Annotated in this window: 2 protein-coding genes and 1 pseudogene; all 3 read right to left on the bottom strand. The window is 38.0% G+C overall.

The features are described 5' to 3' along the window. Positions 1–52 precede the first annotated feature (52 nt). A complete protein-coding gene (locus HNS40_RS22120) occupies positions 53–1,642 on the bottom strand; it encodes an IS66 family transposase (RefSeq protein WP_172284887.1) in 1,590 nt (529 codons plus the stop codon). An 82-nt stretch (positions 1,643–1,724) separates the two neighbouring features. Next, positions 1,725–2,078 carry an IS66 family insertion sequence element accessory protein TnpB gene (tnpB, locus tag HNS40_RS22115; protein WP_172284886.1) on the bottom strand — a complete coding sequence of 118 codons (354 nt, stop codon included), beginning with the start codon at positions 2,076–2,078 and terminating at the stop codon, positions 1,725–1,727. 4 nt (positions 2,079–2,082) lie between these two features. Continuing rightward, positions 2,083–2,375: pseudogene (locus HNS40_RS22110) on the bottom strand (hypothetical protein); the annotation flags it as partial.

The following is a 2,375-nucleotide window of genomic DNA, read 5'->3' as shown; positions in this document are numbered from 1 at the left end:
CCCCACTACCAACTACAGCCCTAGCCTTTAGCAAACCAATAGGACTGATAGATTACATTTTAGTATTTTGGGGCAATAATTCGTGAAGCCTATTCACTTTGTATTCAGGGATGATATTGAGAACATGCTTGAGCCAGTCAAATGGGTTAATATTGTTTTTCTTGCAAGTTCCGAAGAAAGAATAAAACATGGCGGCTCTCTGAGCTCCTCTTTCGGAGCCAGCAAACAAGTAGTTCTTTCTGCCCAATGCCAGTGGTCGAATGGCATTTTCTACACCATTATTGTCTATTTCCAAGGAACCATCTTTAAGAAAGTTCAATAGAAAATCCCATCGAGGGATGCAATAAGCCATAGCTTTTCCTATGGGCGATTTTGGGAGTACTGTTTTGTAGGAGTCAGCAATCCATTTGCCCAACTCATTTAGCAGCGGTAAAGATTCCTCAAGCCTTAAATCATATCTTTCTTTTGGGCTCAGCTGATCATCTTTAGCTTTTCTTTCTATGGCGTATATTTTCTGGAACATACCCATGGCGTATTCTGCCTTTTTTTGGTCGTAATCCAATGCTTTTTCAAAATATCTTCTAGCATGAGCCATGCAATTGAGCAGGGTGATTCCTTCTTTCTTATCAAAAGAATCGTAGACCGCATATCCGTCTGTTTGCAAATAACCTTTGAAGTTTTTTAGAAGTTCGTTTGGCCCTTCTCGTGATCTCCCATTTCGATAATCGAACAAAACTGATTTTTGAAGTGGTGAATGATACACCCAGTGATATCCACGATGAGTTTTTCCTTTCTTGGTTTTATCCAGCACCTGTATCGGTGATTCATCTGCTTGAATATAGCCTGCCGATAAGGTTTGCTGTTTTAACGATTCGTATAGTGGTTCGAGTAAGTTGCATACCGACTCTTGCCAACCATTAATGGTGGAGGATGATATTTTGACATCTTCTCTTTTGAAGCGTTGTATTTGTCGGTAGATGGGTATGTGATCTACAAATTTGTCAATCATGATTTGAGCTAGCAAACCAGAGCCTGCTATTCCTTTTTCAATAGGAAAAACTGGTAGATCAGCTATTATGCCCTTGCAAGTTTGTGTTTCTTTATCCTGAACTTTAATGTATTTGGGACGAATATATCGCTTGATGTATAATTTAGAAGGAACCAATTCTAGCTGCTCTGTTACTTCTTTGCCTATGCACTTCATTTCTGAGGTGTCTTCTTTAGGTTCAATAATAATCTCTTCAACGGGAAGATGAGATGGTAAAGCTAATCTACCAGGATGATTCTCTCTTTTTTGCTTCTTCCTAACATAAGTGATGGTTTGCTGTTCTTTTTCAGGCTCATCTTCGGGTTCCGTATCAAAAGGAAGGCTCAGTTGGTTCTCGTCCTGAGCAGGAATAAAACGTTCTCGTTTTGCTCCAAATAGCATTCGTTGTAATTGCGATAGCTGGAATTGTGTTTGTTCAAGTTCCGATTCCAAAGATTGTTTTTGGGATTGAGCTCCTTTGAGTTCTGATTCTAAAGATTGCTTTTGGGATTCAAGAGACAAGGTTTGATATTCAAGAGCTGTTTTTTGTTTGTGGAGCTTTTTATTGGCTTCAATCAACTCTTCAATACTCATATTTTCTAGCTCCTTTGACATAAGGTAAAAGTACTGAAAATACTGGTTTTTCAGAGCAAAGTCATGATGGTTTTATCCACAATGTTTTTGGATAAATAAGACCCTAAATATTTGGATTATAGGCTTTTCGTTTCTGGATGTTTTTTATGCTTAAACCATCAATTATCATCACCATTTGGGTGTAAGTTAAGGTAATGCTTCCGCTGGCAATGTCGTAGCTAGGTATTTCAAAGCTACCCTTTTCTAGCCGTTTATAATAAAGCGTAAAACTTATGCCTTGCCAGTGGAGTAGCTTTATTTTGTCGTGTCGCTTATTGATGAAAATATACACATCACCACTGCATGGATCAGTTTCCAAGGTGTTTTGAATAATTCCTGATAAACCATCAAAGCTCTTGCGCATGTCGGTAGGATCACTATATAAGTGGAACTTATTGCTTGAGGATAATGTAAACATAAAGCTAGAGATTGATTAATGTTCGTAAGGCTTCTGTATTGATGCTGGCAGAACAGCTAAGCCGAACTCCGTTTGGATAATAAATATCAAATGATTCACTATCACAATCTAATACCTCAGCTGCATTTGATACTTCTATTGGAAGAAATCCTTTGAGCTTGTTAACAGATTTGTTTTTCTTCTTTTTATCGGGATACTCTTCTCGGTATTTCTTTAGCCAATATTGAAAAGTGGAAATACAATATTCGTTTTCTTTACAAAACTGCCCTTGAGATAAACTGCCCTCCCGCCAACTTT

This window comes from Lentimicrobium sp. S6 (assembly GCF_013166635.1).
GTDB lineage: Bacteria > Bacteroidota > Bacteroidia > Bacteroidales > UBA12170 > UBA12170.
This window is presented reverse-complemented; position numbering and strand designations above follow the sequence as displayed.

Coding starts and splice junctions, on each gene's coding strand:
- HNS40_RS22120 (WP_172284887.1), bottom strand. CDS start 1,642: ATGTCAAAGGAGCTAGAAAATATGAGTATTGAAGAGTTGATTGAAGCC.
- tnpB (WP_172284886.1), bottom strand. CDS start 2,078: ATGTTTACATTATCCTCAAGCAATAAGTTCCACTTATATAGTGATCCT.